General features: G+C 45.5%; 27 protein-coding genes. 17 read left to right on the top strand and 10 right to left on the bottom strand.

Features of this window, described 5'->3' with window-relative positions:
• Positions 1 to 52 precede the first annotated feature (52 nt).
• From CLV59_RS02985 to CLV59_RS03010, 6 genes are all read left to right on the top strand, one after another.
• A complete protein-coding gene (locus tag CLV59_RS02985) occupies positions 53 to 1183 on the top strand; it encodes a Re/Si-specific NAD(P)(+) transhydrogenase subunit alpha (protein ID WP_111590511.1) in 1131 nt (376 codons plus the stop codon).
• 55 nt (positions 1184 to 1238) lie between these two features.
• Positions 1239 to 1556 (top strand): NAD(P) transhydrogenase subunit alpha, encoded by a 318-nt coding sequence (locus CLV59_RS02990; RefSeq protein WP_111590512.1) that lies wholly within the window; start codon positions 1239 to 1241, stop codon positions 1554 to 1556.
• A 12-nt stretch (positions 1557 to 1568) separates the two neighbouring features.
• Positions 1569 to 3119 carry an NAD(P)(+) transhydrogenase (Re/Si-specific) subunit beta gene (locus tag CLV59_RS02995; protein WP_111590513.1) on the top strand — a complete coding sequence of 517 codons (1551 nt, stop codon included), beginning with the start codon at positions 1569 to 1571 and terminating at the stop codon, positions 3117 to 3119.
• 44 nt (positions 3120 to 3163) lie between these two features.
• Positions 3164 to 4564, top strand: coding sequence for a methyltransferase RsmF C-terminal domain-like protein (locus tag CLV59_RS03000; protein ID WP_111590514.1), 1401 nt, complete (start codon positions 3164 to 3166; stop codon positions 4562 to 4564).
• Positions 4565 to 4660: 96 nt separating this feature from the next.
• Complete coding sequence (locus CLV59_RS03005) at positions 4661 to 5641, top strand: LysM peptidoglycan-binding domain-containing protein (RefSeq protein WP_111590515.1); 981 nt, start codon at positions 4661 to 4663, stop codon at positions 5639 to 5641.
• Between the two features lie 202 nt (positions 5642 to 5843).
• On the top strand, positions 5844 to 7064 hold the full coding sequence (locus tag CLV59_RS03010; RefSeq protein ID WP_111590516.1) for an erythromycin esterase family protein: 1221 nt from the start codon (positions 5844 to 5846) through the stop codon (positions 7062 to 7064).
• A 96-nt stretch (positions 7065 to 7160) separates the two neighbouring features.
• On the opposite strand, the gene fmt is transcribed toward CLV59_RS03010, so the two are convergent.
• Both fmt and CLV59_RS03020 read right to left on the bottom strand, forming a co-directional pair.
• Complete coding sequence (gene fmt / locus CLV59_RS03015) at positions 7161 to 8087, bottom strand: methionyl-tRNA formyltransferase (RefSeq protein WP_245950751.1); 927 nt, start codon at positions 8085 to 8087, stop codon at positions 7161 to 7163.
• A 37-nt stretch (positions 8088 to 8124) separates the two neighbouring features.
• The gene (locus CLV59_RS03020) at positions 8125 to 9297 is read right to left on the bottom strand and encodes an exo-beta-N-acetylmuramidase NamZ family protein (RefSeq protein ID WP_211323706.1); all 1173 of its coding nucleotides are present in this window, start codon (positions 9295 to 9297) and stop codon (positions 8125 to 8127) included.
• Between the two features lie 108 nt (positions 9298 to 9405).
• Here CLV59_RS03020 and CLV59_RS03025 point away from each other — a divergent pair, with 108 nt between their 5' ends.
• Positions 9406 to 9834: an FKBP-type peptidyl-prolyl cis-trans isomerase gene (locus CLV59_RS03025; protein WP_111590519.1), complete on the top strand. Its 429-nt coding sequence runs from the start codon at positions 9406 to 9408 to the stop codon at positions 9832 to 9834.
• Between the two features lie 54 nt (positions 9835 to 9888).
• On the opposite strand, the gene CLV59_RS03030 is transcribed toward CLV59_RS03025, so the two are convergent.
• The gene (locus tag CLV59_RS03030; RefSeq protein ID WP_111590520.1) at positions 9889 to 10113 is read right to left on the bottom strand and encodes a cysteine-rich CWC family protein; all 225 of its coding nucleotides are present in this window, start codon (positions 10111 to 10113) and stop codon (positions 9889 to 9891) included.
• A 74-nt stretch (positions 10114 to 10187) separates the two neighbouring features.
• On the opposite strand from CLV59_RS03030, the gene pepT reads away from it, so the two are divergent.
• From pepT to CLV59_RS03045, 3 genes are read left to right on the top strand one after another with little or no spacing between them, the layout of a single operon-like run.
• Positions 10188 to 11435 (top strand): peptidase T, encoded by a 1248-nt coding sequence (gene pepT / locus CLV59_RS03035; protein WP_111590521.1) that lies wholly within the window; start codon positions 10188 to 10190, stop codon positions 11433 to 11435.
• A gap of 48 nt (positions 11436 to 11483) precedes the next feature.
• Positions 11484 to 12200 carry a MotA/TolQ/ExbB proton channel family protein gene (locus CLV59_RS03040; RefSeq protein ID WP_111590522.1) on the top strand — a complete coding sequence of 239 codons (717 nt, stop codon included), beginning with the start codon at positions 11484 to 11486 and terminating at the stop codon, positions 12198 to 12200.
• Between the two features lie 11 nt (positions 12201 to 12211).
• Complete coding sequence (locus CLV59_RS03045; protein ID WP_111590523.1) at positions 12212 to 12610, top strand: ExbD/TolR family protein; 399 nt, start codon at positions 12212 to 12214, stop codon at positions 12608 to 12610.
• Positions 12611 to 12630: 20 nt separating this feature from the next.
• Here the strand turns inward: CLV59_RS03045 and prmC are convergent, their stop codons facing one another.
• Positions 12631 to 13515, bottom strand: a complete 885-nt coding sequence (gene prmC, locus CLV59_RS03050; protein ID WP_111590524.1) for a peptide chain release factor N(5)-glutamine methyltransferase — start codon at positions 13513 to 13515, stop codon at positions 12631 to 12633.
• 46 nt (positions 13516 to 13561) lie between these two features.
• Between prmC and ribD the strand changes: the two genes are divergently transcribed.
• Positions 13562 to 14590: a bifunctional diaminohydroxyphosphoribosylaminopyrimidine deaminase/5-amino-6-(5-phosphoribosylamino)uracil reductase RibD gene (gene ribD, locus CLV59_RS03055; protein ID WP_245950752.1), complete on the top strand. Its 1029-nt coding sequence runs from the start codon at positions 13562 to 13564 to the stop codon at positions 14588 to 14590.
• Between the two features lie 48 nt (positions 14591 to 14638).
• Positions 14639 to 15235: an IMPACT family protein gene (locus CLV59_RS03060; RefSeq protein ID WP_111590526.1), complete on the top strand. Its 597-nt coding sequence runs from the start codon at positions 14639 to 14641 to the stop codon at positions 15233 to 15235.
• A 500-nt stretch (positions 15236 to 15735) separates the two neighbouring features.
• Here the strand turns inward: CLV59_RS03060 and CLV59_RS03065 are convergent, their stop codons facing one another.
• Positions 15736 to 16626 (bottom strand): 3-hydroxyacyl-CoA dehydrogenase family protein, encoded by an 891-nt coding sequence (locus CLV59_RS03065; protein ID WP_111590527.1) that lies wholly within the window; start codon positions 16624 to 16626, stop codon positions 15736 to 15738.
• Positions 16627 to 16692: 66 nt separating this feature from the next.
• Positions 16693 to 17349: a carboxypeptidase-like regulatory domain-containing protein gene (locus CLV59_RS03070; RefSeq protein WP_111590528.1), complete on the bottom strand. Its 657-nt coding sequence runs from the start codon at positions 17347 to 17349 to the stop codon at positions 16693 to 16695.
• Positions 17350 to 17486: 137 nt separating this feature from the next.
• Here CLV59_RS03070 and CLV59_RS03075 point away from each other — a divergent pair, with 137 nt between their 5' ends.
• The 3 genes from CLV59_RS03075 (at position 17487) to pyrF (ending at position 20243) form a co-directional block, all read left to right on the top strand.
• Entirely contained in the window at positions 17487 to 18584 is a 1098-nt protein-coding gene (locus CLV59_RS03075) for an Mrp/NBP35 family ATP-binding protein (RefSeq protein ID WP_111590529.1), read from the top strand.
• Between the two features lie 106 nt (positions 18585 to 18690).
• Positions 18691 to 19320, top strand: coding sequence for an FMN-binding negative transcriptional regulator (locus tag CLV59_RS03080; protein WP_111590530.1), 630 nt, complete (start codon positions 18691 to 18693; stop codon positions 19318 to 19320).
• Positions 19321 to 19415: 95 nt separating this feature from the next.
• The gene (pyrF, locus tag CLV59_RS03085) at positions 19416 to 20243 is read left to right on the top strand and encodes an orotidine-5'-phosphate decarboxylase (protein WP_111590531.1); all 828 of its coding nucleotides are present in this window, start codon (positions 19416 to 19418) and stop codon (positions 20241 to 20243) included.
• An 89-nt stretch (positions 20244 to 20332) separates the two neighbouring features.
• Here pyrF and CLV59_RS03090 read toward each other — a convergent pair whose 3' ends face one another.
• Positions 20333 to 20770 carry a YciI family protein gene (locus CLV59_RS03090; RefSeq protein ID WP_111590532.1) on the bottom strand — a complete coding sequence of 146 codons (438 nt, stop codon included), beginning with the start codon at positions 20768 to 20770 and terminating at the stop codon, positions 20333 to 20335.
• 124 nt (positions 20771 to 20894) lie between these two features.
• Here CLV59_RS03090 and CLV59_RS03095 point away from each other — a divergent pair, with 124 nt between their 5' ends.
• Both CLV59_RS03095 and CLV59_RS03100 read left to right on the top strand, forming a co-directional pair.
• Entirely contained in the window at positions 20895 to 22073 is a 1179-nt protein-coding gene (locus tag CLV59_RS03095) for an acyl-CoA dehydrogenase family protein (protein ID WP_111590533.1), read from the top strand.
• An 8-nt stretch (positions 22074 to 22081) separates the two neighbouring features.
• Entirely contained in the window at positions 22082 to 23125 is a 1044-nt protein-coding gene (locus tag CLV59_RS03100; protein WP_111590534.1) for an FAD:protein FMN transferase, read from the top strand.
• Positions 23126 to 23199: 74 nt separating this feature from the next.
• Here the strand turns inward: CLV59_RS03100 and CLV59_RS03105 are convergent, their stop codons facing one another.
• From CLV59_RS03105 to CLV59_RS03115, 3 genes are all read right to left on the bottom strand, one after another.
• Positions 23200 to 23820 carry an outer membrane beta-barrel protein gene (locus CLV59_RS03105; protein ID WP_111590535.1) on the bottom strand — a complete coding sequence of 207 codons (621 nt, stop codon included), beginning with the start codon at positions 23818 to 23820 and terminating at the stop codon, positions 23200 to 23202.
• Positions 23821 to 23855: 35 nt separating this feature from the next.
• Positions 23856 to 24491, bottom strand: coding sequence for a DUF4136 domain-containing protein (locus CLV59_RS03110; protein WP_111590536.1), 636 nt, complete (start codon positions 24489 to 24491; stop codon positions 23856 to 23858).
• Between the two features lie 213 nt (positions 24492 to 24704).
• Positions 24705 to 25331 (bottom strand): HAD family hydrolase, encoded by a 627-nt coding sequence (locus tag CLV59_RS03115; RefSeq protein ID WP_111590537.1) that lies wholly within the window; start codon positions 25329 to 25331, stop codon positions 24705 to 24707.
• Positions 25332 to 25334: the final 3 nt, after the last annotated feature.

Here is a 25334-nt window from a genome sequence, read left to right on the forward strand (position 1 = left end):
AAAGAAATTGTGACACATTTTTTCTTTAAATTCCAATATAATTTTCCACCAGATGATTGTAGGAATTTTAAAAGAAAAAAACAGGGAAACCCGTGTTTCACTAGTCCCAGAAGTAGTGAAGCAATTGCAGCAGATGTCCGTAACCGTGTGGGTGGAGCAAGGGGCCGGCGCTAGCGCTTTCTTTGATGACCAGCAGTATGTTGCTGCCGGAGCGGTGATTCGCTCCGAATCCGAGATCCTTTCCCAAGCGGATATTATCTGTGCTATTCACCCTCCAGGTGCGGAATTGTTAGCAACTATTCCTCCCGGGAAAATTGTGATCGGCGCCCTTCAACCACTTTACCGGCCGCGGGAAGTGGAGCAATGGGCTTCCAGCAGTATTACCGCATTAAGTTTGGATGCTATTCCTCGTACTACACGTGCACAGAGTATGGACGTGCTGAGTTCCCAGGCGAATATCGCCGGTTATAAGGCTGTCTTGCTGGCTGCGTATACCTATAGTCGTTATTTTCCCATGTTTATGACTGCGGCAGGCAGTATTGCGCCCGCCAAAGTACTGATACTGGGGGCCGGCGTGGCCGGGCTCCAGGCCATTGCTACTGCCCGCAGGCTGGGAGCAGTGGTAGAGGTATTTGATACCCGGCCTGCTGTGAAGGAAGAAGTGATGAGTCTTGGCGCTAAATTCGTTGAAGTGGAAGGAGCGGCAGATGCTTCTGCTGCCGGCGGTTATGCTGTGGAACAATCGGCTGACTATCAGCGGCTTCAACAACAACGAATTGCAGAAAGCACGGCCAAAGCAGACATCATCATTACAACCGCCCAGATACCCGGAAAAAAAGCGCCCGTATTGATTACAGCAGAAATGCTGGATAATATGCGTGCCGGCGCCGTGATTGTTGACCTGGCTGCAGCCACCGGAGGTAATACCGCAGCCACCCGGAACAATGAAAATTATCTGCACAACGGAGTAACTATCATTGGAGACTCCAACCTGGCTGCTACTATGCCATCCGACGCAAGTAAACTCTATGCCAGGAACCTCTTGAATTTCCTGAAACTGATACTTACCAAAGAAGGAAAACTGGACATTAATTTCAATGATGACATCGTTGCAGGAGCCTGCATCACGCATAACGGAGAAATCGTGAATGAGCGCGTGAAAGGAATGTTGCAGCCCGCATAGACTGTCATCTCCCTATATAATCATTCCACATCCGAACAATATAAAAACATCAGCAATGGAACAGGTATCCGTATTTATTCAGCAGCACATAGAACTAATTTATGTGGTGATATTGTCTGTTTTCCTGGGGATAGAAGTGATATCCCGCGTGCCTTCCGTATTGCATACGCCGTTGATGAGTGGCGCTAATGCGATTCATGGAGTGGTCATCATTGGCGCTATCATCGTGATGGGGAAGGCTGAACCAGGCAACTATCTGGCGCTGATACTAGGATTCCTGGCAGTCATATTAGGAACGATCAATGTGGTGGGAGGATTCGTTGTAACGGATCGCATGCTGGAGATGTTCAAAAATAAGAAGGATAAAAAATAAAAGTCATAGCTTATGTCCAGCATACTATCTGTTATTTATCTGATTGGCTCTGTTACATTCATACTCGGACTGAAGATGCTAAGTAAACCAGATACTGCCCGTAAAGGCAATCTGGTGGCTGCTTCTGGAATGACGCTGGCCATACTGGGAACCATATTTCTCTATAAACCTGAAGGACAATCCCTCCATAATTACGGTTGGATATTCGCCGGTCTGCTCATTGGTACGGTGATCGGCGTAATGGCTGCCAAAAAAGTGAAAATGACCGCCATGCCTGAAATGGTGAGTATGTTCAACGGAATGGGAGGCGCTTGTGCCGCCCTGATTTCCATCGTAGAATTCAATCATCTTCAGGGAAATAATACTTCCGCGATGGCGGCTGCCATGCAACATGTGCAGCAAGCAGGCCAGATGCTGGAACAATTGGGCCAGGGACAGTTCTCCGAACAAAGGGAACTACTACAGTCTCTTTTCCAGGTCGATTATAGAGGAACGCTGCTGATTATTGTATTGGGACTGATTATCGGATCCGTATCCTTTGCTGGTAGCGTGATTGCCTGGGGGAAGCTGAATGGAAGCGTGAAGGATTTCTCTTTTTCAGGGCAACATATTGTCAATCTGGTTGTACTCGGACTCATTGTGATACTGGCGGCAGTATTGCTGATAGATGTCAATAACACTTTACCACTGTGGTCTCATGGAAAGACGGCTGCTACCGGTTTCAACCTCGTATTTTATGGACTGCTGTTATTATCGCTACTCTATGGCGTGTTGTTCGTGTTGCCCATCGGGGGCGCGGATATGCCTGTAGTAATATCATTACTGAACTCCTTTACGGGAGTGGCAGCGGCTTGCGGCGGTTTCCTCTATGATAATCCCGTTATGCTGACAGGCGGTATACTGGTAGGTTCAGCAGGTACTATCCTGACCATCCTCATGTGTAAAGCCATGAATCGTTCGCTGAAGAATGTACTGATTGGTTCATTTGGCGGTAGTAAAGCCGGACCTGCTGGCGGCACAAAAGATCAGGGATCGTATAAAGAAATTTCGCTCTCAGATGCGGCAGTGGTGCTGGCTTATGCGAATAAAGTAATGGTTGTACCCGGATATGGCCTCGCTGTAGCGCAAGCCCAGCACGTATGTCATGAACTGGAAAAGCTGCTGGAAGAGAAAGGGGTAGAGGTGAAATATGCAATTCACCCAGTGGCAGGCCGTATGCCAGGCCATATGAACGTATTGCTGGCAGAAGCAGATGTGCCTTATGAAAAGCTGCTGGAGATGGAAGAGGCCAATGCAGAACTGCCTACTACAGATGCTGTATTGGTTTTAGGGGCCAATGACGTCGTGAATCCGGCTGCTAAAAACGATGCTACCAGTCCCATCTACGGTATGCCTATCCTGGAAGTGGAGAACGCCAAAGTGGTCATTGTGAATAAACGCAGTATGAAACCCGGATATGCCGGTATCGAAAATGATTTGTTTTTCCAGCCTAAAACCTCCATGCTTTTTGGAGATGCCAAACAGATGTTACAGCAGCTGGTGGCCGAAATAAAGCAGGTATAATTGTCGACGCGGATGTTTTGTTTACATTTGCGAAAAACAGTTCATTGTCTAATACATTACCATCTGCACTTATTGCATCATTGGAAGGATTGCCTGGTTTCGACAGGGAGTCTTTTTTGCGTGTGCATGCATCTGCTGAAAAAATCACGTCTCTTCGATTAAATCCACATAAACTAACTACTGCCGGGCAACAAGCCGCAGTACTGGAATCGCTTTCTGCCAGCGGGGTGACGCGTGTTCCCTGGAGTGAGCAAGGCTATTATCTTCCACAGCGGCCTTCTTTTACACTGGATCCCTATTTCCATGCCGGCGCTTATTATGTGCAGGAAGCTTCTTCTATGTTCGTAGAGCAGGCATTGCGGGCTACAGTAGACCTGGATGCGGAACTGCGTGTGCTTGATCTTTGTGCAGCTCCTGGCGGAAAATCTACCTTATTGCAATCGCTGATCTCGGAACAAAGTTTGCTGGTATCGAATGAGGTGATTAAGCCGAGAGCCGCTTTACTGGCAGATAATATTACCAAGTGGGGGAGTGCTAATGTGGTGGTGAGTAATAACGATCCGCGGGATTTTAGTCGCCTCCCCGGATACTTCGATGTAGTGGTGATTGACGCTCCTTGTTCCGGTTCAGGTTTGTTCCGCAGAGACCCGGATTTGATACCGGAGTGGTCGCCGGAAAACGTAACGCTTTGCAGTCAGCGTCAGCAGCGTATTCTGGCGGATGTATTGCCTGCGTTGAAAGAGGATGGCATCCTGATTTACTCCACCTGTTCCTTCTCCAGGGAAGAAGATGAACAAATATTGGATTGGTTATCGGAGCATTTTGACCTGGAGAATGTGGAAGTGCCATTGAAAGAAGAGTGGCATATCGTTTCCGCTGTATCTTCCCAAAATTGCACGGGGTATCGCTTTTATCCGGATAAGCTACAAGGGGAAGGCTTCTTCATTGCCTGTTTCCGGAAGAAAAACGGGGAGCAGCCACGTAAGTTCAAAGAGCAGAAGAATACCTTCCTGGGAGCAAAAGAAAGACCGAGATTGAATGACTGGATCATTGGCCCTGAGCAGTATGAATTTCTGATGCATCAGGAAGATGTATTAATTTTACCAAAAAATTTAGCAAAAGATATTTCACTGTTACAGCAACAGTTGTATATTCGCAAAGCGGGTGTGAAAGCCGGACAATTAGGACAGAAGGAATTAATACCCGATCATCAGCTCGCTGCGAGTACCTTGGTATCTGCCAACATACCAGGGGTTAACCTGAGCTTGCAGGAAGCGTTGCATTATCTGCGTAAAGAAGATCCAGGCATTCGTGCCGATGTGAAAGGCTGGGTATTGATGCGTTACGAAGATATGAACCTGGGATGGGCGAAAATTCTGCCCAACAGGATTAACAATTATTATCCGAAAGAACTGAGAATTCTGAAAGATATAAACGGATTGTAACTATACTACGGGCTGCAATTTTTTCGTTTGTAATTCAAGCAGATTGTCAGGAATTAAGATTAATTTATTGCCCGAAAAAGTATAAAAAGAGTTAGTATGTTAAAATCGATTCTATCAATTGCCTTATTTGGTTTGAGCGCAGGAGTAGTGAAGGCACAGGACACGCTGCAGGTAATGGGTACTAGCCCTGATCTGTACATAAGCCATATCGTAAAGAAAGGAGAAAACTTTTATAGTCTCAGCCGTACTTACGGTGTTCCTCCAAAAGAGATTGCTACCGTTAACAATACTTCCATGGATCATGGATTACAACTAGGACATAGTTTACATATTCCACTGACAGCAGCTAACTTTTCTCAAAAAGCAGATGCCAGCGGAACCCCTGTTTATCACAAAGTGACAGACAAGGAAACATTATATCGTGTCTCTGTAAATCATAATAAAGTGCCATTGGAGAATATTCGTCAATGGAATAATTTTTCTGGTGATGGCCTGAAAAAAGATAGCTACATCGTTATCGGTTTTCTCAAAGCAGGCGGTAGCGCAGGATCTGCGCCAGTTGCAGCTGCTAAGAAAGAAATGCCAGCAGAACCAGTAGCAGAACCAGTGGAGAAACCACAACCAGCTTTACCTGCACCTAAAAAAGAATCAGCAAAGAAAGAAGCTGAGCCTCGCCCAGTACAGGAACAATCCGAACAGATTGCAGATGCGCCTACTACCTCCGCGCCTGCACCTGCAAGAACCCCGGTTGCTGTAGCCAATGGTGAAAACTTTGAAGAAGTATATAATCAACAAACCAGCAACGGTAAGAAAGCGAATGGTGAAAAAGGCCCTGGTACCTGGTTTAAGAGCAACGCGGTAGGTAAATATTATGCTTTGCATAATACAGCTCCTCGCGGTACAATCATTAAAGTAACCAATCCGCTCAATGGTAAATCCATCTATGCAAAAGTACTGGATGTAATTCCTCAGATGAAAGCCAATGCTGGCCTGATCATCAAACTGAGCGACAGTGCACAGGATGCATTGGGTAGTAATGAAAGCCGCTTCTATTGTGAGCTGAGTTACGAGAAGTAATTTTAAGAAGACATTATATATTCGAAGCGCATCCGTCTCTGCTTAGCAGAGACGGATTTTTTTTGTTTTAAGATTTATCTAGTATAAAATCGCCATAAAGCGGCTAATATATGAGAAGGCATAGCTTTTGATTTGTCCTACCTTTCGCGCCTGCTGAAACCCTCTGCTGATAAAGGATCAAAAGCAGTTAAATGCTCTGGGTATGAAAACAATCCATTTTACCATTCTTATTTTTCTTACGCAATTCTCTTTGATAGCTGCTGTATGTGGGCAAGTTACTCCTCATAAAATCGCAGCCATTCATCCTGAAAATGCGGATTACAACGATCTGCATTTTCTGAGAGAAGAACTAAAGGATGTACGCATTATTGGACTGGGAGAACAAAGTCATGGTGATGGTGCAACATTTGAAGCTAAGGTGCGACTAATTAAATATCTCCATGAGGAGCTTGGATATAATGTCATTGCCTTTGAAAGCGGATTATATGATTGCACTAAGGCCAATGAAATAATGGAAGCAGGGGGCGGTGCTAATGAAAATATTTTTAAAGCCATATTCGACACGTGGAATTGTGAAGAAGTAAGAAAGCTAGCGGATTATATGGACGAATGCCGGAAAAAAGGACAGCCGTTAACGTTAGCTGGCTTTGATTGCCAACTGGCAGGGGATTTTGCAAAGAAAGATTTTATCACAGACTTCACTCAGTTTATTAACACAACAGCATTGGCAACTCGACAGCCCATTCTGGAAGATGAGATCACTTTTGCTGATGCGCTCAGAAAGCATATCAAATTCTCTAATTTTTTCACGAAATTATCTGCTGCAGACACGACTATATTGTTTAATACCATTAGTAGGCTTCAGCAAGCTATTGCCACTCATCATCTCGCTGGAAAAGAGATCGCTTACTGGTTACAGATAGCCGATAATATCCTGGTGGATTACAGAAGGAAATATGGGAATTTCTCTCTTCGTGACTCCATTATGGCAAGTAATTTAACGCTAGCTACAAATACCATTTTTAAAGAGAAGAAAATAATACTGTGGGCAGCGTCTTCTCATCTTGCATACAATGTCAACCTGGTTGCAGACAAGGATTTTCGTAAATCATCCATGGGGAATGATTTGCGGAAATCATTTGGTGCTGCCTATTACTGCATGCTGTTTACTTCTTATACTGGTAAAGCGAAAGTTGGATTTCTAAATCTGAAAGTGGGACAACCGGCTAAAGATGGTCTGGAATCATATCTTAAAACGATCATGCAGGACTATGGTTATGTAAGTCTGCGTAACAGGACTGCGGATTTATGTTCGCACGGGGCTAACGCCAAAGTATTTGGACATAAAGCGTTGAACATGGATCTCTGTCATATGGCGGATGGCGTTTTTTATATTGAAAAAATGACGCCTGTCAGGTATTAAGGTTGCTTTTATGGGGCTTGTAGTACTCCTAAATACTAAAAACAACAGGCTGCAGATACCATCTGCAGCCTGTCCTGAATATTGAAAAATATTAAATTAAAATCTATACCCTCTCAAAAATTCCACCACGTTCATTTTCTTTTTCCCTTCCAACTGTATCTCATCCAATACGAGATAACCGTCTGTAGCGGCGATCTTCAGGAAAGTTTTCTGATCTGTTTCATATTCTCCTGGTGCAATAGTGGGTTGTATATGTTCTTTATGGGCCTTATATATCTTCATGCTTTTTCCTTGCAGCGTACTCCATGCAGCGGGGTAGGGACTTAATCCACGAACCAGGTTGTACACCGTATCAAGAGATGCTTCCCAGTTGATCTTACAGGTTTCTTTAAAGATCTTCGGCGCATGTTTGATATCGGCTGCTTCGAAATGGGCCTGGGGCGTACCTTTAGCGGTGCCGGCGGCGATCGACTGCACCGTTTTCAGCAGCAGGTCTGCACCTGTTTGCATGAGGGCATCGTGGAGTTCACCGGCAGTTTCATCTTCGCGAATAGGCACTTCCTGGCTGTACAGTACGTCCCCGGTATCAATTTCATGTTGCAGCTTGAAAGTGGTGACACCGCTGGATTTTTCACCGTTGATGATAGCCCAGTTGATAGGAGCTGCACCGCGATACTGTGGCAACAGCGACGCATGTACGTTGATAGTACCTTCCGAAGGCATATCCCATACCATTTCTGGTAACATACGAAAAGCCACTACTACTTGCAGATCCGCCTTCAAAGCTCTTAACTCTTCGATGAATGCAGGGTTTTTTAGCTTTTCTGGTTGCAGCACCGGTAAATTATTAGCGACCGCATATTTTTTAACGGCGCTTTCCTGAAGCTGCAAGCCTCTGCCAGCGGGTTTATCAGGGGCGGTAATCACCGCTACCACATTAAACCCATTCTTTACCAATATATCTAAAGACGCCACGGCAAAGTCGGGCGTACCCATAAAAATTATTCTCAAATCTTTTGACATATTGCAAAAATATAAAGGTTCTTGCTAACAACCTGTTTTATTCTGCATACAGCAGATACTTCGCGCGGATACGTTTGAATTTCTCCAGGCCGGGTTCCCAGGTTTTACGGATCGCCTCTTCACTCATGCCGTCCTTGATTTGTTGCATCAGGATAGCGTTCCCTGCGAGCTTGTTGAAGAAAGGAATGAAGAATTTGCTTTTGTCCGGATAATTTTTGTAGGCAGATAACAGCCATTTCAGTTGAATTTTTCTCCCTAAGGATGGCGTGGCTTCCGGCGCATGGGAAAGATCTTCGCCATAACAAAGAGAATCTTTCAATGGCGGATTTTTAGCGCCTGGCGTACTGCGAGGGGTAAACGAGAATCCGGTATTAGGCAGCGATGGAGCGCCATATATCTGGAAAGGCTTGTCTGTACCGCGTCCGAGACTGATATTGGTACCTTCAAAGAAACAGAGAGAGGTATACAGATTCACGGCCTTCATGTTTGGAATATTAGGAGAAGGCGCGATGGGTAATGCATAGAAAGTATGATGGGTATAGTTCTTACACGATATTATCCGAATATTGGCTTTCATGCGTTTTTGGAGCCAGCCTTCGCCATTAAGCATACGAGCATATTCGCCGATGGTCATGCCATGCACGATGGGAATAGGTTGCATGCCTACAAAGGATTTGAAGGCGGTATCCAGAATGGGACCATCTACATAGTCGCCATTAGGATTGGGTCTGTCCAGTATCAGTACTTGTTTTTTATTCTCTGCAGCGGATTCCATGATTTCCTGGAGGGAGGAAATGTAAGTATAGAAGCGTGCGCCAACATCCTGGATATCAAAAATAATGACGTCAACGTCTTGTAAATCGGCTTTGGTCGCCTTTCTATGGGCGCCATATAAAGACACTATAGGCAAGCCGGTACCTGGATCAGTGGCATTGCCTACTTTCTCGCCGGCGTCTGCATTTCCTCTGAAACCATGTTCTGGACTAAAAATTTTCTGAACTTTTATTTTTAATTTCAACAAGGAGTCCACTAAATGTGTATTACCTATAGTGGCAGTCTGGTTGACCAGCAATGCAACGCGACTATTCTTCAGTGATGGAGCCCAGTCGCTGATCTGGTCTGCGCCAGTGATTACGTTGGTCGCATATTGGGCCATAGCCTGGCTTCCAAGCATACAGGTCAGGAAAGTAGCAATGAGTATTCGTTTCATAAATGGAATATACGGCAATTCAATTGTGTTGTACAAAAAAATGGTGATTCGGGAAGCTTTACTTACCTTGCGGATAATTCTTATCTTAACATTAAATAAATAATTATTATGCAAACTGTTAAAAACGGGGATACAATTAGAGTACACTACCATGGCCGTTTAACTAACGGTACTACCTTCGACTCTTCAGAAGGCAGAGCGCCACTGGAGTTCACCGTAGGTTCTGGTATGGTAATCAAAGGTTTTGACAATGGTGTGCTGGAAATGAAAGTGGGCGACAAAAAAACCATCAACATCCCTGTTGATCAGGCATATGGTCAGAAATCACCGGAATTCATCATCGATTTCCCTAAAGCAAATATCCCAGAAGGTCTGAATCCTGAAGTTGGTATGCAACTGCAGATGAGCGGTCCTGAAGGTCAGGTTATCCCTGTTCGCGTAGTAGCTGTAAGTGATGAAAATATTACCCTGGATGGTAACCACCCTCTGGCTGGCGAAGATCTGATCTTCGATCTGGAACTGGTAGAAATTTTATAATCACCATATTTTCGCGAAATCCTCTCCATGCTTAGTGTGGGGAGGATTTTTCTTTTACTGGCTGTCTCCCCCTTTCACCTGCACTGCCTTTAATTCAGCCCTTAATGCATGCAAGCAGCTTTCACAAAGACAATCCTCATACCTTTCCGCAATATAATCCCGCTCCGTCCTGCTCAGGTATAATTGTGTGCACCAGCATCTGGCGATATCATCCACGTTGCATTGAATGCTGCCACCGCAACGCGGACAAGTAGTTGTATAGCCTTCCTGTTCTCTCATTATTCAAATTTAATGAATTCGGATTTTACATTGACGGCATAAATGCATCCCCGATTTTTCCTTAGGTTTGCAATATGTTTACAAATTATAAATATACCGTAGATGAACGCTTCAAGCGTTATGCGCAAATAGATACACAATCAGACCCGCTGAGCAGCAGCTTTCCTACCACCGAAAAGCAGAAAGACCTCTCCAGGCTTCTCGTACAGGAACTGCATGCCATGGGTATTACCGATGCAGAACTGGACCCGCATGGCTATGTATATGCTACCATTCCTGCTAATACTGACAAAAAAGTTCCTGTTATCTGCTTCTGCAGCCATGTGGATACCTCTCCGGACAGCAGTGGCACCAACGTAAAACCGCTCGTTCACCTGAACTATGACGGGAAAGATATTCACCTGCCAGATGATGCTACTGTTATCATCCGTGCCAGCGAACACCCGTATCTGGCAAGTAAAAAGGGAGATGACATCATCACTGCCAGCGGTCTTACCCTCCTGGGTGCAGACGATAAAGCCGGTGTGGCGGAAATCATGGATGCCGCCAACTTCCTGATGACGCATCCTGAAATCAAGCATGGCGCCATCCGTATCCTGTTCACTCCTGATGAAGAAGTAGGCCGCGGTGTGGAAAAAGTAGATATGAAGAAGCTGGGGGCCGACTTTGGCTACACCATGGATGGTGGCGAACTGGGATCTCTGGAAGATGAAAACTTCTCCGCCGATTCCGCCAAAATCGTTATCAGTGGCGTCAGCGCACATCCAGGTGCGGCGAAAGACAAACTGATCAGCGCCATCAAAATTGTTAGCGAAATCGTAGATGCGTTACCGAAAGACAGCCTTTCCCCTGAAACAACTGAAGACAGAGAAGGGTTTGTTCACCCGGTTCGTATAAGCGGCACCGTAGAACAAGCAGAAATAGACTTCATTATCCGTGATTTTGAAACATCTGCTCTGGAAATGCATGAGAATTTCCTGCGCCGTATCATGGAAAAAGTGCTGGAACGCTACCCTGGCGCAAAAGGCGTACTGCGCACCCATGAACAGTACCGCAATATGAAAGAAGTGCTGGATCAACATCCGGAAGTAACGGCCTATGCTGCTGAAGCGATCCGTCGCGCAGGAGTACAACCGTTGAAAATGAGTATCCGTGGCGGTACCGATGGCGCGCGTCTCTCTTTCATGGGACTGCCTTGTCCAAATATTTTTACCGGTGAAATGGCCCTCCACAGCAAACATGAGTACGTGAGTATCCAGGATATGCAAAAAGCAGTACAAACTATTGTACTTCTGGCACAGGTTTGGGAGGAAAAAGCATAATTCGTAATTATTTTACTATTTTAACCGTTATTAGTATAAATTCAAAACATGTTGTTAGGACTTATCACGCTATTACAGGATCAACTTCTTCCCAAGGCAGATACAGTAGCACAGGGCGTAACCGCCGCTGCAGCAACGGCAGACAAGCATATCAGTCTGCTGGAATTACTGAAAAACGGCGGTGTGCTGATGATTCCATTGGGCCTGCTGTCAGTGATTGCAGTCTTCGTCTTTGTTGAAAGATGGCTGACTATCTCCAAAGCTGGCAAACTGGAAGACAACTTCATGCCAATGATCCGCGATCAGATCATGAATGGTAATATCCAGGCTGCCCGTTCCCTGGCGAAGAATACCAACAGTCCTATCGCACGTATGATTGATAAAGGTATCCAGCGTATCGGTAAACCCATCGATGCTATCGAGAAATCCATGGAGAATGTAGGAAAGCTGGAAGTGTACCGCATGGAGAAAAACCTGGTTATTCTGTCTATTATTGCCGGAATTGCGCCGATGTTCGGCTTCCTGGGTACGATCGCAGGTATGATCCAGACCTTCTTCAACATTTCTATCACCTCCGATATCACCCTGGGAACCATTGCCGGCGGTATCTATGTAAAGATGATTACTTCCGCTACTGGTCTGATTATCGGTATTATTGCCTTCATCGGTTACAGCTTCCTGAATGCGCAAATCGATAAAGTGGTGAATAAAATGGAGAGTGCCTCCGCTGAATTTGTGGATATTCTGCAGGAACCAACCCGCTAAACTAACGGATAATGAATTTACGCAGTAGAAACCGGAAACATGTGGAGATGGATAAATCAGCATTGAACGATATCTTGTTCATCCTGCTGCTGTTCTTCCTGATTGTTTCCACGCTGGCCAATCCCAACGTGATCAAACTGGCGCTGCCAAAGGCTACCAGCAATACCAAAGCCAAACAAACGGTGGTGGTAAGCATCAATAGTAACCATGAGTTTTTCGTAGGTACCAATAAAGTGCCTTTCGAATCGCTCAAGCAAGCGTTGTTACCTGCGCTGACCCACGAAACCGTGGACCCCACCGTGGTAATCAATGCTGAAAAAACAGTTCCTATTGAAGATGTTGTAAGTGTGATGGAAATAGCCAGATCAGTAGGGGCTAAAGTAGTGCTGGCCACAGCGCATAAAGAATAATATTCAAACAGGAATTACGGTTATGCCGTAATTCCTGCTTTTACCATACGGTCTTTTCCAAAGAAATCCTGCTTTAGTTCAACCCCCTCAAAGCCAAGCCCCTGCAATAACTCCACTACCTCTTTTCCCAAAGCTTCATTGATTTCAAAATATAAATATCCTGGTTTACTTAGCTTTTCCAGTGCAGTAAGGGCAATATGCCGGTAAAACAACAAGGCATCATGGTCTGGAACAAATAATGCCAGCGAGGGTTCGAAGCCCCATACCTGCTGTTGCATTTCTGCCTGCTCCTTTTGTGTGATATAAGGGGGATTGCTGACAATTATATCAAAAGATTCCAGTGCGCCCATTTGCACCGAATCCAAAGCGTCTAAATGACGGAAATTCACTTCCAGATTCAGTTTGGCCGCATTGCTGCGGGCTACGTCCAGTGCCGCATCGCTCACATCTGCACCAGAGATAACTGCATCTGGCATGGCGGATTTAAGCGATAAAGGAATACATCCACTCCCTGTGCCGATGTCCAGAATATGGAGCCCGTGTCTCCCTACAGTATCTTTAACTATCCAATCTACCAGTTCCTCCGTTTCTGGCCGGGGAATCAGCACAGCGGGACTTACATTGAACTCCAGTCCGTAAAACCAGGCTGTGCCCGTGATATATTGGATAGGCTCCATGCGCTGCAGCGCAGCAATAGCAGCTGTCAGTTGCTCCTTTTGCGCCGGTGATAAGTCACGTTCCTTATGAATAATTCTGTCCAGTTTTCCCAGGCCGGTAATATGCTCCAGTACTATATGTGCGATGTTCGAGGCTTCCCGCTCATCGTAAATATCGCCTATGGCGCCGGTAATAAAAGTGAAGGCCGTTTGTATAGTCAATGGTAAAAACAATATTTTTGCAAACATACTTATATCACCGGGGATTATGGATAGCACTTTCAATGAATTTTTTATGCAACGTTGCCTGGAGCTGGCCGCCATGGGAGCCGGTCATGCCGCTCCCAATCCTATGGTCGGGGCCGTGCTCGTACATCAGCAACGTATCATTGGAGAAGGTTATCACCAACAGTATGGTCAGGCCCATGCAGAAGTGAATTGTATTAACAGCGTAGCGCCGGAAGACAAGGACCTGATTTCCAGGGCTACGATGTATGTCAGCCTCGAACCTTGCGCACACCATGGAAAAACGCCTCCTTGTGCCGATCTGATTGTGGAGAATAAGATCCCGCATGTGGTCATCGGTTGCCAGGACACTTTCTCCAAAGTGGCCGGAAAAGGTATAGAAAAGCTCAAAAAAGCCGGAATTTCGGTCGAAACGGGCGTACTGGAAGCAGAATGCCGGAACCTGAACCGTCGGTTTTTTAACTTTCATGAACGGAAAAGACCTTATGTCATTCTGAAATGGGCGCAGACCCGTAATGGCCTGATGGCTGCGGATGACTTCAAACCAGTCCGGATTTCCAATACCTATACAGACAGGCTCGTACATCGCTGGCGCAGTGAAGAAATGAGTATTCTGGTAGGTACCGGCACTGCCATACACGATAATCCTAAACTGAATACAAGACTATGGCCAGGAAAAGATCCTGTGCGCCTGGTCATTGATAAGGCGCTGAAAGTGCCCCATGAATATCATGTTTGGGACGGTAGTGTGCCTACCATCTTTATTTCCGGACGCTCGGCTGATTCCGAAGGCACTTCGGAAATTATGCAACTGGATTTTTATGATGACCTGTTGCCACAACTACTGGATCAGTTACATAAAAAGAACATTATCAGCGTGCTGGTAGAAGGTGGCCCGCATGTACTGGAACAGTTCATTGAGAGCGAACTGTGGGACGAATGCCGGATCATCACCGGCCCGGGTACACTGAAAGGAGGGAAGCCGGCCCCTGTACTGACAAACGCCGCCCTAACGGATACGTATACACTGGATACAGACAGGGTAGATATTTACCATCGACAGGCAGATGGAATGTAAGTGCAATAAGCGCGCATGTGAATTAATTGGTTATTCTAAATTGTTTGGATGGAAGTTTACTTTACTATAGATAAGAATGCTGTAGCTGAATTTAAAGACAGGGGAAGTAAATTCCTGGCATATGCATACCCCGTAAAATCAGCGGAAGATGTCAAAACCTGCCTGCTGGAAATCAAAAAAGAACATCCGAAAGCAACGCATCATTGCTATGCTTATCGCTTAGGTACAGATGGGCTGCAATACCGCGCCAATGACGACGGTGAACCGTCCGGAAGCGCCGGAAAGCCTATTCTCGGCCAGATCGACAGCAAACAATTAACAGATGTACTGGTGGTGGTGGTACGTTATTTCGGCGGAACGCTACTGGGCGTACCAGGACTGATCAACGCTTACAAGCTAAGTACTGCGATGGTGTTACAGTTAGTGCCGGTTATCCAGAAAAATGTGGAGAAACGCTATCATCTGAGCTTCGATTACACCATTATGAATGATGTGATGATGGTGGTAAAGCAACATAATGTGACCGTGCTGGCGCAGGAAATGCAATTATTTTGTTCCATGGATATTGGAATACCTAAAAGCCAGGAAGAGCTGTGCCTGCTGAAGTTGCAGGATATCCGCGGACTGGAAGTGAAGGCTGTTTGATGCGCCTGCGGTGGTTTCGCTCGCAGAGCAGCGTAAGCAGCAAAGCCGCATAAGATTACGTTTGCTGGTTTCTCGCGAGGGCGCCTGCGGCGGCTTTGCTCGCAGAGCAGCATAAGCAGCAAAGCAGCATAAGATTACGTTTGCTGGTTTCTCGCAAAGGGCGCAAAGAGGCAAAGGATTATGCTGTGTTGTTTGATTGTGTTTTGTTGTAGCTCGCAAAGACATATGTACTATCTCACTAAACCAATTTGCCCTAAAGTATTTGAAGACAAGTACCCTCAAGAGCATTTGCGGGCTTAACTAAACAACAAAACATAATCCTTTGCCCCTTTGCGCCCTTTGCGAGAAACCCATCCGCGGTTATCCAACAATCTTCATTGCTGCTTAGCTGCTTATGCTGCTCTGCGAGAAAAACCCGGCAAACCTCGATCTCCCCATAAATCCTTTGCTGCTTAGCTGCTTATGCTGCTCTGCGAGAAAAGAACCAGCGCCGAAGGCGCTTACCCTTCAAATCTATCGCTTACCACCAGGTCTTTGCTACCCGGCGTATATTTATAGAATCCTTCGCCGCTCTTAGCACCGAGGTATCCGGCTGTCACCATATTTACCAGCAATGGGCATGGCGCATATTTAGGATTACCGAAACCGTCGTGTAATACATTCAGGATGGAGAGGCAAACGTCCAGACCGATGAAATCCGCCAGTTGCAGCGGCCCCATTGGATGGGCCATTCCGAGTTTCATCACTGTATCTATTTCCGCTATGCCAGCAACGCCTTCAAAGAGGGAATAGATGGCCTCATTGATCATTGGCATCAGGATGCGGTTGGCAATGAAACCTGGATAGTCATTCACTACGCAAGGTACTTTACCCAGTTTTTCGGAAAGGGCTACAATGGTTTTGGTGACTTCTTTTTCAGTCGCATAGCCATTGATGATTTCCACCAGTTTCATCACTGGTACGGGATTCATGAAGTGCATACCAATCACTTTACCCGGGCGTTTGGTAACAGCGGCGATTTTCGTGATGGAAATAGAGGAGGTATTCGTAGCCAGAATGGTATCAGGTTTTGCATGCTGATCCAGGTCCTGGAAGATTTTCAGTTTCAGATTAATATTTTCGGTAGCTGCTTCTACTACGAGGTCTGCTTCCTTAACGCCAGTGGCGATGTCTGTGAAGGTGGTAATATTGGCCAGGGTTTCTGTTTTCAGCGCTTCTGTTACCGTACCTTTAGCTACCTGTCTGTCCAGGTTTTTGCCAATGGTCTGTAATGCTTTCTGCAAGGCTGCTTCCGCTACATCGATGAGGTGTACCTGAAAGCCATTCTGCGCAAATACGTGAGCAATACCATTTCCCATGGTACCAGCGCCAATTACTGCAATTTTTTGCATGGTGTATGAAACGTTTTATTCGTTTACAGGATGAATTTATGATGAACAAATAAACGAATAAACCGCCTAATTATCATCATCTTTCCTTTTGAAATCTCCCCGTTTCCAGGCTTGGATGAACTGTGCCCAGGAGAGTGGGTTGAAAATATTCTGTGGAGGTGGCTGACCGGCGTAATAGAGGGACTGCGCCTGTTTCTTCAGGTACATATTGGTGCCTTCTCGGCCGTCGATAGGAGTGACGCGGGCAAGGGCGCGCAGCCGGTTGCCTTCTGTATTTTTTCGGGCTACCTCGTAGGCATCATCAGGGATGTCCATACTGGCAAAAGCCCGTTCAAATTCTTCTTTGGTGAGATATGGACGAATGATGGTTGCCGGGAGATACGTAGTATCCTCGATCATCAACTGTATCAGAGAATAGGCGTTGCCAGGCAGATTCACCGGAATCTTATAGTCCTTTTTCTTAAACCCGACAGCAGAGAAGCTTAAAGTATCGCCTTTGAACACCACAATGGAAAATACCCCCTGACGGTTGGAGATAGTACCTCTGCCCTGGCCCTTTACCATGATGCTAACTGCTGGAATGGCCTTCAGGCTGTCCGCCGTCATGGTGATACCAGATATCTGGATAATGCTGTCTTTAAATTCCTGAATCTGTGCTTTCAGAAGGAAAGGAGATAAAAGGAAAACAATTAAAAGTGACAGTATGTAGGATCTTTTCTGCATTACCGCTGTAAGATATAGAAATTTATTTAAGTGTTATGATCATACTTCCTGACAGTTACAGCGAAGCAAATCAGAGTTGTAAATTAAGCCCCAATTGGGTTAACTTTGCTCCCTGGAATCTAATTTAACAACAATTTATGATGACGAAAGAGCAGATTTTAAAAGCCCTGAGCAACGTAGAAGAACCAGATCTGGGGAAAGACCTGGTGACGTTGAACATGGTTAAAGATATAGAAATAGACGGGAATAAAGTAAAATTTACGGTAGTACTGACAACGCCTGCATGTCCGCTGAAGGATATGATCCGCAATGCCTGTGTGAATGCAATTCACATGCTGGTGAGCAAAGAAGCGGAAGTGGAAGTGGTAATGACTGCGAATGTTAGCAGTAAACGCAAAGATGGAAGTGGGGCACTGCCAAATGTGAAGAATATTATCGTAGTGGCATCCGGTAAAGGTGGAGTAGGTAAATCTACTGTAGCCGCAAATCTGGCCCTGGCACTAGGTCGTGATGGCGCAAAAGTAGGCCTCATGGATGCTGATATTTACGGTCCTTCCGTTCCTATTATGTTCGGCGTACGCGGCGAACGTCCTATGATGGTGAGCGTAGAAGGTAAAGGTATGATTGAGCCAATGGAAAAATTTGGTATCAAATTCATGTCTATCGGTCTTCTCATCGATGAAAGAGAAGCAGTGGTTTGGCGTGGTCCTATGGCCAGCAGCGCGTTACGCCAGTTCATCACCGATGTACACTGGGGCGACCTGGACTATCTGATCATCGACATGCCTCCAGGCACCGGCGATATTCACCTGACACTCGTACAGACAGTTCCTGTTACCGGCGCAGTCATCGTAACCACTCCACAAGACGTGGCCCTCGCCGATGCGAAAAAAGGTATCGCCATGTTTATGGGCAAACAGATTAATGTACCTATCATTGGCCTGGTGGAAAATATGGCTTACTTCACACCTGCTGAACTGCCGGAAAATAAATACTATATCTTCGGTAAAGAAGGCGGCCGCAAACTGGCAGATGAACTGGATATTCCTTTCCTCGGCCAGATACCGCTGGTACAGAGCATCCGCGAAGGGGGCGACTATGGCACGCCTGCTATGGCTGGCGATGAACCTGTCACCCGCAAGGCTTTCCTGGATATCGCCGGCGCCGCTGCCCGCAATATCGCCATGCGCAATGCCAATATAGCGCCTACTAAAATGGTGGATATCGTAGTATAAGCGATTTTCCCAAGTATAAATATTTTATGGATATGCAGACTTCTACCTTCATCAAGGGGAACGTCTGCATATTTTTTTTGTAACTTTTAAACCTAATCCCTGAATTATGTACACCTCGAAACTCAACAGAGAAACAGACTGGAACAAAATTGAAGCCTTCATGCGGGAATTCAGCTTCGCCATGGTGGTGGATACAGATGAACATGGCGTTCCGCAAGCTACACATCTCCCCCTGACCTTAAAACAAACGCCCGACGGAAAATATGTACTCCAGGGCCATATTGCCAAAATCAACAAGCAATGGGAGTATTTCGGCAAACAAGATACTTTAGTGGTCTTCTCCACACCCCATGCTTATATTTCATCCTCCTGGTATGAAAAAGATAAAATTCCTACCTGGAATTATATGGTCGTACATGTGCACGGAAAAACACGCATTTTATCCGAACAGGAGCTCATTCAAAACCTCGATGATCTAATGCAACATTATGAAGCCGCGTCTCAACACCCTGTTAATTTAAAAGATATAGATGAGAAAACTTTAATAAGTAATTTGAAGGCGATCGTGGGGTTTGAAATAGAAGTGCGTGATATTAATGCAAATTATAAATTGAGTGGCAATAAAAAGGATGCAGATTTCTTTAATATCATCAAACACCTGAGAGAAAAAAATGATCAGGAATCCCACCGCATTGCAGATGAAATGGAAGCCAGACGGCCTGTACAGGATATTTAAAAAAATAAAATGCGTGCGGGTAATTATCAGGGTAAAATGAAATAACTTTAATTGGGCCAGTTTTGCTTACCTTTGCGCCCCAAATAAAACCGACTATGAATCGACAGGAATTGGTGAATCTGATTAAGGAAAAGCAGTCTTATCTCTGCGTAGGTCTTGATACAGACCTGCAAAAGATTCCAAAGCACCTGCTCTCTCATGCAGATCCGGTGTTTGCTTTCAATAAGGCGATTATTGACGCTACCAAAGATCTTTGTGTTGCTTATAAAATCAACACAGCGTTCTATGAGTGCATGGGTATTCGCGGATGGGAAAGTCTGCAACGCACCATCGAATATATCCCGCAGGGGATTTTCACCATCGCAGATGCAAAGAGAGGTGATATCGGAAACACATCTACGCAGTATGCGAAAACCTTTTTCGATACTTACAATTTTGATTCCGTAACAGTAGCGCCTTATATGGGCCGCGACAGTGTGGAACCTTTCCTGCAATTTCCTGAAAAATGGGCTATCATGCTGGGACTGACTTCCAATGAAGGCAGCCAGGATTTTCAGCTGCAAAAATCAGGAGAAGAATATTTGTTTGAGAAGGTACTGAAAGCGGGTATGCAATGGGGTACGCCGGATAATCTCATGTTTGTGATCGGCGCTACACAGCAATCTTCACAACTGGGTGAAATTCGTAAGATGGTTCCAGATCATTTCTTCCTGGTTCCGGGCGTAGGCGCACAGGGCGGCAGTCTGGAAGATATTTCCCGTCAGGCCATGAATAAGGATTGCGGACTGCTGGTGAATGCCAGTCGCGCTATTATCTACGCTGGAAACGGAGAAGATTTTGCAGAAGAAGCTAGAAAAGTAGCGAAACAATACCAACTGGAAATGGCTTCTTATCTGAGCCAGATGGCAGTAGGTACTATTTAATAGAACTTATCAGACAAAAAAGAGCAGTAACTGCATTGGTTTTCCTTGCATTGCTGCTCTTTTTTGTTGGCCCGTCTTGAAGTGATTCACTATTTGAACACACAATTTTTTGCTGTCCACCAAGGTTTGATCTCGAATGTTAAACGGCCTGCGTTCACTGCAGGATCTGTCTTAACTAAACCGGCAGCTTCCAGACTGTCTTTACAATCCATAATAAATATGCCTTTCAGATCGCTCTCATCGCCGAAAGGCCCTGCTATCAGTATCTTTCCTGCTTTAGCCAGTTTACCAATGTTCTCGAGGTGTTTACGCTGAATTTCTGCGGCTATTACTGCTTGTTGATCCCTGTGTGGTCCTGTTTTCAGAAACACCATCCAGTAGCGTTTCATGGTGGGGGTAGTATCGGACTTTGCTCTGCCTGGTAGAGCGGTAACTGCAACGGATCGTAACGGGGTGGGACGGAATGAAACCATTACAGCGACCAGGAATCCCAGCAACAGTAATGCCGGAACAACTTTGCTTGCCATAGCTCTCGAATTTAACTAAATGTACTAACTTATTAGAAATTAGTAGATTAATTGTCGAAAAAATACTGTCCTTTTCAATTCGTTATAACTCACTATATTGCTATCAACCAAAACTTAAGCGCTCATGCTGAAAGATCTTTTCCAGTCGCCCGATTACTACAACGTAGACGAACTCCTGCAGGAAGAACATCTGTTAATCCGTGATGCTGTCAGACAGTGGGTAAAGAAAGAAATATCCCCTATTATAGAAGACTGTTGTCAACAGGCGAAATTCCCTTCTCATATATTGCCCGGCCTTGGCGAATTAGGCTGTTTCGGACCTACTATCCCCGCTCAATATGGTGGCGCAGGCCTGGATTATATTTCCTATGGTTTGATGATGCAGGAACTCGAACGCGGCGACAGCGGTATACGATCCACCGCTTCTGTACAAGGTTCTTTGGTGATGTATCCCATTTTTGCATTTGGCAGTGAAGCACAGAAAGAATGGTATCTCCCTAAATTAGCCAAAGGAGAATTCATGGGCTGTTTCGGACTGACAGAACCGGACCATGGCTCTAATCCGGCAGGAATGATTACTAATTTCCGGGAAGATGGCGATCATGTGATTCTCAATGGCGCCAAGATGTGGATTTCCAATGCGCCCTTCGCGGATATCGCAGTGGTATGGGCTAAAGATGAAGCCGGCGTAATACGCGGACTCATTGTAGAACGTGGCATGGAAGGATTTTCCACGCCTGAAATCAAAGATAAATGGAGCTTACGCGCTAGCGCAACCGGCGAGTTAGTGTTTGATAATGTACGCGTTCCAAAAGATAATATTTTGCCTGGTGTGAAAGGTCTGAAAGGACCGCTCAGCTGCTTGTCGTCTGCCCGCTATGGTATCGCCTGGGGCGCAGTGGGCGCCGCGATGGACTGTTATGATACCGCATTGCGTTACGCCAAAGAGCGGGTACAGTTTGGACGACCAATTGGCGGTTTCCAGCTGATACAAAAGAAACTGGCAGAAATGGTAACAGAAATTACCAAAGCCCAACTGATGAACTGGCGACTTGGCGTATTAAAAAATCAAGGGAAAGCCACGCCTGCACAAATTAGTATGGCCAAAAGAAATGCCTGTGAGATAGCCCACAATATAGCCCGCGATGCCCGCCAGATACTCGGTGGTATGGGTATTACCGGTGAATTCTCCGTGATGCGTCATATGATGAACCTGGAAAGTGTGATTACCTACGAAGGCACACATGAAGTACATTTGCTGATAACTGGTATGGATATTACCGGTTTGGATGCCTTTAAATAGTGAACAAAATGCGCCGGATTTTAATGCTGGCAGTAAGCTGTCTTTTTCTGTATGGGAAAGGATCTGCGATGCTGCGTATATGCCAACACGTTAGTGATTCTCTACCGCTTCGACTGATGTCCTGTGAAGGTAAAGCACAGGGAACTTATTATATCGTTAAGTATTTATCTGCCGACACGGCTTCTCTGCAACGCCAGGTGGACTCCGTGTTTCGGGTGATTGACCACTCCCTTTCCCTCTATCAGCCAGGATCGTTGATTAACCAGTTCAATGCCTCCGGTCGTGTAGAAATGGATGAACATATGGCCGTGGTTATTCAAAAATCTATTGAAACTAATCGCGCTACTGGCGGACTTTTCGATATCACCGTGAAACCGCTTGTATATCTGTGGGGCTTTGGCGTAAAGAAGCCATCTTTCCGTGGCGTACCACCGGCAGATAGTCTCAAAGCCGCGATGCCGTATATCGGTTCCCGTTATCTCCGCGTAAGCGGCAACACCTTAACTACTGCCAAGCCTGGCGTACAGATAGATTGCAATGGTATCGCACAAGGATATACAGTGGATGTAATTGGAAGATTTCTGGAAACGAAAGGAATTCATAATTACCTGGTGGATGTAGGTGGCGAACTATGTGCGAGAGGATTTAATGCACAGCATCAGCGATGGAGTGTAGGGATAGAAAGGCCATCGAAGGGAGATACCACTTATGAGCCTGTTCCTGGTATTGTAAGGTTGGCAGAGGAAGGGATTGCCACCAGTGGGAATTACCGTCGTTTTTTTGACCAGGGGAAGACGCGATACGCTCATACCATCCATCCGCTCACAGGAATAGCGTTGCATAACAATATTATCAGTGTAACGGTGATGGCAAAAGATTGCTTTACCGCAGATGCATTTGATAATCCGCTTATTCTGATGGGCGTGCAGCAAGGGATTTCCTGGATAGAAAGTCATCCGCAGTATGGATTATCTGCCTTGTATATTTTCAGGGCAGACGACGGTACTATACAGGAAGCATATACGAAAGGATTTGATAAAAGAATGGAGTAAAAAAAAATCCCGCAGCTGTAATTAGCTACGGGACCCACTCTCACATTTCCTTTCTTAGAATATGGATAAAATACCTAGTTCAGATGGAATTTTAATCCCGCACTGTATTGCAGGCTCTGATAATTGGTGATATCGCCTACTTTATACGGAGAATAGTTATAACGTACGTTGGCATTGAACATCACCGGAGACGCTTTGCCGAAAGGTACGTTGATACCAATTTCAGGAGTTACGAGGAATTGCCAGCTGTTATCGGCTTCCACAAACTGCCCCCAATATTTATTGTAGTCCATATTGGCCACGCCCACAGCTACGTTTGCGTAGGGAATGATCGCTTTGTCTGGTTTGGTAAAAGCCCATCCAACAGTGGCTTGTATGGGAATGACGCGTAATGTTCTCGTTTGTACGGCGGAAACGTCGCCGAGTTTATCGGGGTAAACAGCGCGGGGAACTCTTTCGTAGAAATCCTGAAAACCTGTTCGGAGTCCTACGGAAAGCTGATCATTCAGCATGTATTGTAGTCCTGCACTCCAGCCACGGAAGCTGGTTTTGTTGGAGTAGTTCTGCAGAGAGCTGAGGGGGCTGGCAACAGAATAATTCACATCGATGGATAAAGGAGGACGTACCTGTGCGGATACGGTTTGTGCGGCGAAACAGCCAGCAAAAATGAACATCCAATATTTAATCTTTTTCATCTTCCACTCAATTTAAGGTTCAACGTTACTATTGCTTATTTGTTGGTCAGGTATGGCGACTGATCAAAAGATGCTTGTACCATGTTATTGACATTGCTTGTGGTCCATACGCCGGTACCGCGCCAGAGGGCGTTCCATATAGCGGTTATTTTATTATTCGGACCAGGATTTTTCAGGTCAAACAGGTCAATAGCAGTTTGTCTTTCACTTACTTGATATACTACATAGTAAGAAGGCCAGTACCATCCGCCGCCAGGGTAGCCCCAGTAGCCAGTGTCCCATATACCGCCCCACCATCCTGGGTTCCAGGAAACATTGGTGAAGGTGTTATCGATGCGGGTGAGTGCCACGCCAAGATCGGGTTTGGCGCTTTTATTCACCAGGGTGTAGCCTCTTGCCTGCATAGCGGCTGTAACGGAAGCGATGAGTTGTTTATCGTAATCTGTCAGTGCTTTTTTGGAGGTATCCGAACGATTACTTAATACGGCAACGGAGTCCACGATACTGAATGTCGCGTATGATTTAAAGTTAGCTTGTGTGTCGTGGTTAGTGATGTAAATTCTGGACTCCTCAGGGGTCATATCTTTCAGTGGGTCCTTGCCACAACCGCTGAATGATATCAAAGCTGCGAGGGCAGCAATGCTGCTGAGTAAATAAATTGTTCTTTTCATATCCTAGCGTATTAATTTCTATATGGTTTCCTACGTAATGACTAAACGCAATGGGGTCAACGGAATTATAATGGATTATAACTGCGTTTGTATTTATTGTTCAACGGGTTAGATACGGCAAAGTTACACTAGGTTTATCCGATTACTGTTAAGGTAATCATAAAATGGAATTCGGGTTAACAACAGGAGGAGGTTACGTATTAAGACGAAAACTTAGTTTAAAATTTTCTTATGCAAGAGATCGTTCTTGAGTTGTGTTGCATTAACGAACTGAATACTTTCGATACCCATGTTTCTGGCAGCATTTACATTACGGATATTATCATCAATAAATAATGCATGATCAGCGCTTTCCTGGTATCTGTCGAGTAGCAGATTAAAAAATCCCGGCGATGGTTTGCGCTGTTTCTCTTTGCCGGATACAACGATACCGTCAAACCATTGCAGGAATTTATATTCCATTAATGCCAGTGGAAAAGTTTCGTTAGACCAGTTTGTTAAAGCGTACAGGCGGTATTTTCCACTCTCTTTTAATTCCTTTAACAAGGCAACGCTATCGGCGATTTCTCCCACCATCATTTCCTTCCAGCGGCCATAATAGGCACGTATCTGGGCTTCATATTGGGGATGTTGTTGAATCAGTAATTCAGTAGCATCCAACAGACTGCGGCCAGCATCCTGTTCCTCATTCCAGTCCGAAGTGCATATTTCCTCCAGGAAATGCTCCATTTCAGCCTCCGTAGTGAAAATTTTACGGTATAAATAGCGGGGATTCCAGTCAATCAGCACGGATCCCAGGTCAAAAATTATAGCCTTATAATTCGGCTCCAGGTTTTGCATAGG

Origin of the sequence: Chitinophaga dinghuensis, from assembly GCF_003259435.1 — a bacterium.
Classification (GTDB): domain Bacteria; phylum Bacteroidota; class Bacteroidia; order Chitinophagales; family Chitinophagaceae; genus Chitinophaga; species Chitinophaga dinghuensis.